Genomic DNA, 7,425 nt, shown 5'->3' on the forward strand with positions numbered 1-7,425 from the left:
AGAGAATGCCAATGCCAAGGTCAAACCCATCCAGTAGAATGTAGAGAAACAGAAAAAGACCAAGGATAAAAAACCACGCCTGAGGCAGAAAGTGCTCTAGGGGGGCAAGGGGATTGGTTTCCATGGGAATTTCCATTTCCTTATTGCTGGGGTTCTAGGGGACGGCGATCGGGTTGGTGGTGGGCCAATTTGATGCGAATTTCCAGTTCTTCCGCATTGGCTTGGCCGGGTACTGGTAAAGCAACGTTGGGGCCTTTTTGGATGATGCGACTGCCAAAGAAAAGAGCCGCAAAGAAGAAAATGGTGTAGAGGGCAACTAAGCCGCTGAGGGAAAAGAGCACCACTTGGGGGGGTAAATCGGAAGCGGCTTCAGCTGTTCGCAGCTGACCATAGACAATCCACGGTTGACGCCCGACACAGCGCACAATCCAGCCCGCTTCGACCGCAAGGTACCCCAAGGGCCCCGCAAAAATCCAGCCCCACCAGAGCCATTTGTAATTGCGCAGGCGATCGCCCTCAAGACCCGTGCGCCACCAAACAAAAATCGTGACAATTGCCAGGGCAGCGAGGTACAGACCAATGGCCACCATCAGTCGAAAGGAATAGTAAATCAGGCCAACCAGGTGGGGGCGATCGCTGGGTGCCCACTCCTTCAAGCCGAGAATGGGGGCGTCTAACTTGGGCTTCAGTTCCAGTAGATAGCTCAACAGAGCAGGGAGCTTCACTTCAAAGGTATTGATTTCTGCCGCCTCGTTGGGTAAGGCAATCACACTCCAGTCTGCGGGGGTACCCGCTGGCACAGTTTCCCAGAGGGCCTCCATGGCGGCTAATTTGGCTGGTTGGTAGTGATAGACCTGCTCAGCACTGAGGTGGCCGACAAACACCTGTAGAGGGGCAATCACCAAGGCCATGACCAACACCACCTTCAGGGATTTGGTAAAGAAATTGGGCAGGCGGTTTTGCAGCAAATACCAAGCACTAATGCCACCAATCACAAAAAGCGATGTTTCAAGGGTGGCAAAGAACATGTGGGCAAAACTCTTGACCATGAAGGGGTTGGCGATCGCTTGGAAGTAGTCCTGAACACGGAATTTACCCTCGACAAACACGCCCCCGGCAGGGGTCTGGAGCCATGAGTTGGCCGAGAGAATCCAGAAGGTAGAGAGGTTGGCACCAAAGGCAACACAGATGGTCGAAATCCAGTGCATCACCGGGGGTACCCGTTGCCAGCCAAAAATCATAATGCCCAAGAAGCTGGCTTCCAGCATGAAGGCCATGGTGGCCTCAAAGCCCAAAACGGTACCAAAGAAGTCCCCTACGGATTCAGAGAAGGGCGCCCAGTTCAGGCCAAACTGAAAGGCCATTGGCAACCCCGAAGCCACGCCAATGCCAAAGTTGAGGACATATAGCTTTGACCAAAAGCGAGCATGGTGATAGTAGGTCAGGTTCTTGGTTTTCAGCCACAGCCCCTCAATGATGACCAGATAAATACTCATGCCCGTCGTCAAGACTGGCCAGAGCATATGGAAAATGGCCGTGAGGGCAAACTGCCAACGGGAGAGAACAACGGTATCGAGGCTATCCAGTGTCATAAAACCACCTAGGGGTTGACCTGCCTTACTTTTAGCAATCCCTTTTTGGCTTCGACAAGGCGAATCGGCAACCGCCGCAAAAATTTCAGCTTTGCTTAAGATTGGGGTGCCCTGATGGGTACTGAGCAACTACACACCAGATGGCGATCGCCATAGGCATTGTCAATACGGGCGACCGCTGGCCAGAATTTGTACTCCCGCAGCCAAGGGGCAGGGTAGGCGGCCGCCTGCCGCGAGTAGGGGTAGGGCCATGGCTCTGTGGCCAGCATCAGCGCTGGATGGGGGGCGTTTTTCAGGGGGTTTTGCTGGCGATCGCTCACCCCGGCCTCAATTTCAGCAATTTCTGCACGAATGGCAATCATCGCCTCACAGAAGCGATCCAATTCCGCCTTGGTTTCACTCTCTGTGGGTTCAATCATCAGCGTGCCGGGGACCGGCCAAGAGACAGTGGGAGCATGGAAGCCGTAGTCCATTAACCGCTTGGCAATATCCTCCACCTCAATCCCCGCTGATTTTTTCAGGGGCCGCAGATCAAGAATACACTCGTGGGCCACCAAGCCGTGGGCACCTTTGTAGAGAATGGGATAGTAGGGTTCCAGGCGTTTGGCGATGTAGTTGGCATTGAGGATGGCGATCGCCGTGGCTCGCGTCAACCCCACCCCCCCCATCAGGGTGATATACATCCATGAAATCGGCAAAATACTGGCACTGCCCCAAGGGGCTGCGGTCACTGGGCCAATTTCTGATCCTTGGGGAATCACCTGTGTTGTCGGTAAGAAGGGCGCTAAGTGGGCTTTCACCCCGATCGGCCCAACCCCGGGTCCACCACCCCCGTGGGGAATGCAGAAGGTTTTGTGGAGATTTAAATGGCAAACATCGGCACCAAAGTCCCCCGGACGGCACAGCCCTACTTGGGCATTCATATTGGCACCATCCATGTAAACTTGCCCACCGTAGCGATGGATGATGTCGCAGATTTGGCCAATTCCCGCTTCAAAGACGCCATGGGTGGAGGGATAGGTCATCATCAAGGCCGCTAGGCGATCGCCATAGGCCTCAGCCTTGGCCGCCAGATCTGCCACGTCAATGTTGCCTTGGGGATCGCAATTGACGGCCACGACTTCCATGCCAGCCATCACGGCACTGGCGGGGTTGGTGCCATGGGCAGAGGTGGGAATGAGACAGACATTGCGCTGACTTTCGCCGCGACTGTGGTGGTACTGACGGATCACCAAGAGTCCCGCATACTCCCCTTGGGAGCCGGCATTGGGTTGCAGGGAAATGGCATCAAAGCCTGTAATTTCCGCCAGCATTGCCGCCAGTTCCCGAAAGAGCTGCTGATATCCCTGAGCCTGTTCTTGGGGAGCAAAGGGATGGAGCTGATTAAATTCTGGCCAACTGATGGGCAGCATTTCAGCCGTGGCATTCAGCTTCATCGTGCAGGAGCCAAGGGGAATCATTGAGGTCGTGAGGGACAGATCCTTGGCCTGAAGGCGATGAATGTAGCGCAGCAGCGCGTGTTCGCTGTGGTAGTCCTGAAAGACCGGGTGCTGGAGATAAGGGGATTGACGTTTCAGGCTTGACGGCAGGCGATCGCCCCCTTCAACTGCAGCAGGACTGGCGCCAAAGAGGGCCAGTAAATCCGCCACATCTTTCTCGGTGGTGGTCTCATCGAGGCTGATGCCCACACTGCCATCGTCAAAGTAGCGCAGGTTGATTTGTGCCGCTGCTGCCCGCTCCTTGAGCACCTGCACTGGCAGGTTTCCCAAGCCAATGCGCAGGGTGTCAAAAAATTCACAATAGTAGAGTTGATAGCCCGCTGCTTCTAGGCCTGCTGCCAATTTCACTCCCTGTTGATGGATGCGCTTGGCGATTTGCCGCAGCCCATCGGCTCCGTGATAAACGGCATACATACTGGCAACAACCGCCAGAAGAACTTGGGCGGTGCAAATGTTACTGGTAGCCTTTTCGCGACGGATGTGCTGCTCGCGGGTTTGCAAGGCAAGGCGCAGGGCTTTTTGACCCAGAGCATCGTGGGAAACCCCCACTAGGCGCCCTGGCAACTGCCGCTTAAATTCTTCACGGGTGGCAAAGAAGGCGGCATGGGGACCCCCATACCCCAAGGGCACCCCAAAGCGCTGCGAACTACCCACGGCAATATCTGCCCCCAATTCCCCCGGCGGCTGCAACAGGGTCAAGGCCAGCAAATCCGTGGCCACGGTCACCAGAAGTCCCCGTTCATGGGCAGCGGCAATCAGGGCTTGGGGCGATCGCACGGCGCCATCGCTAGCAGGATATTGCAAGAGGAGGCCAAAGGCATTCTCCCAGGGCAATTCACTGGCGATCGTTGGGTCAATGGGCACAATCTGGATGCCAAGGGGTAGGGCACGGGTACGCAGAACGGCAAGGGTTTGGGGATGGCAATCCTGGGCCACCAAGAAGCAGTTGGCGCCCTTTTGACGGCAGGCATTGAAGCTCAGGGTCATAGCTTCGGCGGCAGCCGTGGCCTCATCGAGGAGGGAGGCATTGGCAATGGCCAAGCCCGTCAGATCGCTCACAAGGGTTTGAAAGTTAAGGAGGGCTTCCAGGCGTCCTTGGGCAATTTCCGCTTGGTAGGGGGTGTACTGGGTGTACCAGCCGGGGTTTTCAAGAATGTTGCGCTGAATCACGGGGGGCGTAATGCAGTTGTAGTAGCCCATGCCGATGTAGCTGCGCCAAACTTGGTTTTGTTGGGCAAGGGTGCGTAATTTTTGCAGGGCTGCCGTTTCACTCAGGCCCTCACCGAGGGCAAGAGGGCGTTGCAAGCGAATCTCCGGCGGAATGACGGCATTGATGAGTTCCTTGAGGCTGCCATACCCCAACAGGGTCAACATTTGCGGTAGATCGCTGGGCGTAATGCCAATGTGCCGCGCTACAAATTCGGCAGCGGTCTCTAAGTTAATCTCCAGTTGGGGCGGTGAGCTTACCATCGCTATCGCACTCGTGTTCTAAGTCGTTCATATATCTTAATCGTTCGCGCAGGGTTTGCGGCCATGGAGAACCTGTAAACTGTGTCCTAAGTAGTAAGTCTGCCGCTCCACAGTGAAGCCCTGTCGCCGTAGCTGCTCAGCTAGGTCCGTTTGCAGCAGTTGCCAAGCGGTTTCCGTTTCAAAGAGCCAAAAAAAGAGAGCAATCCCCGGCCAAAGGAGGGGCACCTGGGGACGGTGAAAATCCATGAGGGCAAACCAGCCACCGGGCTTGAGAATCCGCCACGCTTCCGCCAAGATGGCATTCAGTTGGGCTGCGGTCATTTCGTGGAGCGCCATGCTGGTGTGTACCAGATCAAAGGTGGCATCGGCAAAGGGCATCTTCTCAGCAAAGGCCTGTACATAGGTGGCTTGGGGTACCCGCTCTCGGGCGCGGGCGATCGCCTTTGGGGAGGCATCCAATCCTGTAACCTGATCAAAGGCCTGAGTTAAGGCTTGAGTCACAATGCCGTGGGCACAGCACAGATCTAAAACCACAGCAGTGCGGGGTAAATTCAAATCTTGCCAAGCAAGGCGATGCAGGCGATCGCTCCCCCCAACTGCTATGGCGGCAAGGGTGCTAATGGTGTCGTAGAGCCAAGGATATTGGTAGCTCCAAGTGCGTAGGATGGTTGCCACAGTGCTTAATCCAGCCTTGAGTTGCCTGGAGTGTGAACCAATTGAGTGTCAGTGTACCGCCTTTCGGGAAACGATTCCTTTGAAAAGGACTGTTATAGTCTTATGTGGTAGCGAGAATCCCTAATTGTAACGGTGTGGGGAGTGAGCATGGGTCAACAATTCATCTGCCAGCAAAGCAGTCTGCTCCTGGGCAGTCTGGCCAGTGTTTGGATCGCGATGGCGGCGGGCGCGATCGCCCAACCCAATCCGAGGGCGACAGAGCTCTTGCCCCTCAATCCCAATCCCGATCCCCTCTATCTCCCCAGTCATCCCGCTCAAGTGAAAATTGATTTGGAGCGCCCCATTACCCTCAACGAAGCGCTTGAACTCGCTCGGCGGAATAATCGCCAACTGCAAATTATTGAGGCGCAACTCCAACAAAGTCGGGCAGTGCTGCGCCAAGCGGAGGCTGCTCTCTATCCCAGTATTTCCCTGCAATTGGGGATTAGTCGCACGGATTCAGCGGCGATTCGCCTGCAAAATGCCCAACTGCCGCCGCCGCTGCGGGTAAATTCCACTAGCAACACGTGGACCAGCACCGTGCAACTGGGCTACAACCTTTTCACCTCTGGGCAGCGGGATGCCAGTATCAAAGCGGCCCAGGAACAGGTGCGCAATGCTGAGCTGGATCTTCAGCGGCAATTGGAACAACTGCGTCAGGATGTTACCAATGCCTACTACAACATTCAACAGGCGGAAGCGCTGGTGCGCATTGGCGAAGCAGCAGTGCAAAACTCGCAAATTAGCCTGCGGGATGCGATCGCCCGCGAGCGCGCTGGCCTAGGCACACAATTTGACGTCCTTACAGCACAGGTGCAACTGGCCAATAACCAGCAGCAATTGGTGCAAGCCCAAAGCCAACTGCAAACGGCTCAACGCCAACTGGCACAGGTGCTCAGCCTCAATGACAAGGCTAATGTGCGCGCCGCTGACCCAATTCGGGTGGTCGGGGAATGGCAGCTTTCCCTGGAGGAGAGTATTGCCTTGGCCTTTCGAAATCGTGTGGAGTTGGAACAGCAACTGACGCAACGGAATGCGGCACTACAGCAACGACGGGTTGCCCTGGCAAACCTAGGCCCGCAGTTGGTGACTGGGGGAAGTTTTAACACCCTGGATAGCCTCACCGATGGGGTCGGGCCCCGTTGGGGATATACGGTGGGTGGCCAACTGAACCTCACCCTCTTTGATGGGGGAGTCTCCCGTGCCAGTGCCGCCCAGCAGGAAAGGGCTGCTGCGATCGCTGAGGCCCAGTATGCCGCCTTTCGCAACTTAATTCGCTTCCAAGTGGAGCAGGCCTACTACACCCTCAAATCCAGTCAGGAAAATATCCGCACCAATGAAGCGGCGGTACGCCAAGCCACGGAGAGACTGCGCCTGGCTCGTCTGCGCTTCCAAGCAGGGATTGGCACCCAAGCGGAGGTGAGCAATGCCGAAACCGCTCTGATTCAAGCCCAGAGCAACCTGTTGAGTTCAACCCTTGACTACAACCGGGCGATCGCTGCCCTGCAACGCTTTGTCAGTGGGTTACCCTTGAGTTCTGCAACAACTGCAACCCCTTGATGTTTGGTTTTTTGAATCTGAATAAACCTGCTGGCTGCACGTCCCACGACTGTATTAATGAACTGCGGCGGCGGCTGCGGCTTAAACGGATTGGCCACGGGGGCACATTGGATCCGATGGCCACTGGGGTACTGCCGATCGCCCTTGGGGCCGCAACGCGACTTCTGCCCTATCTCAGCGATCGCAAGGCCTACATTGGCACGGTGCGCTTTGGGATTACCACCACCACCGATGACATTACGGGGGAAATTTGCCAAGAACAGGTGGCCAGTCACCTGACGCTCGCAGCCATCCAAGAACAGCTCCCTCAATTTATGGGTGAAATTGAGCAATTGCCCCCTGCCTACAGTGCGATTCAAGTGGCTGGCCAGCGGCTCTATGCCCGTGCCCGGGCGGGTGAGGTAGTGAGCGTTCCGCCGCGTATCGTGACTGTGTACCGCATCGAGGTCTTGGATTGGCAACCGGGTCGTCATCCTGAACTCACCCTGCACATTATCTGTGGCAGGGGCACCTATATTCGCGCCCTTGCCCGCGATTTGGGGGCTGCACTGGGGGTGGGTGGCACCCTAGCAGCCCTGCAACGGATTGAA

At 56.1% G+C, this 7,425-nt stretch carries 5 protein-coding genes; 2 read left to right on the forward strand and 3 right to left on the reverse strand.

Annotated elements, in window-relative coordinates; genetic code table 11:
* Positions 1-140: 140 nt before the first annotated feature.
* The 3 genes from H8Q75_RS01965 to H8Q75_RS01975 all read right to left on the reverse strand — a co-directional run bounded on the left by H8Q75_RS01965 (position 141) and on the right by H8Q75_RS01975 (position 5,236).
* On the reverse strand, positions 141-1,592 hold the full coding sequence (locus tag H8Q75_RS01965; protein ID WP_024124667.1) for a cytochrome ubiquinol oxidase subunit I: 1,452 nt from the start codon (positions 1,590-1,592) through the stop codon (positions 141-143).
* A 95-nt stretch (positions 1,593-1,687) separates the two neighbouring features.
* Positions 1,688-4,561 (reverse strand): aminomethyl-transferring glycine dehydrogenase, encoded by a 2,874-nt coding sequence (gene gcvP / locus H8Q75_RS01970; protein ID WP_297040027.1) that lies wholly within the window; start codon positions 4,559-4,561, stop codon positions 1,688-1,690.
* Positions 4,562-4,597: 36 nt separating this feature from the next.
* Entirely contained in the window at positions 4,598-5,236 is a 639-nt protein-coding gene (locus H8Q75_RS01975) for a class I SAM-dependent methyltransferase (protein WP_024124665.1), read from the reverse strand.
* 147 nt (positions 5,237-5,383) lie between these two features.
* Here H8Q75_RS01975 and H8Q75_RS01980 point away from each other — a divergent pair, with 147 nt between their 5' ends.
* Entirely contained in the window at positions 5,384-6,835 is a 1,452-nt protein-coding gene (locus tag H8Q75_RS01980) for a TolC family protein (RefSeq protein WP_297040029.1), read from the forward strand.
* On the forward strand, positions 6,835-7,425 hold a 591-nt coding region (truB, locus tag H8Q75_RS01985), incomplete at its 3' end, for a tRNA pseudouridine(55) synthase TruB (protein ID WP_297040032.1). The genes H8Q75_RS01980 and truB, both read left to right, overlap by 1 nt.

The sequence above is a fragment of the Thermosynechococcus sp. OHK43 genome, assembly GCF_014466085.1.
Taxonomy (GTDB): domain Bacteria; phylum Cyanobacteriota; class Cyanobacteriia; order Thermosynechococcales; family Thermosynechococcaceae; genus Thermosynechococcus.

Coding starts and splice junctions, on each gene's coding strand:
- H8Q75_RS01965 (WP_024124667.1), bottom strand. CDS start 1,592: ATGACACTGGATAGCCTCGATACCGTTGTTCTCTCCCGTTGGCAGTTT.
- gcvP (WP_297040027.1), bottom strand. CDS start 4,561: ATGGTAAGCTCACCGCCCCAACTGGAGATTAACTTAGAGACCGCTGCC.
- H8Q75_RS01980 (WP_297040029.1), top strand. CDS start 5,384: ATGGGTCAACAATTCATCTGCCAGCAAAGCAGTCTGCTCCTGGGCAGT.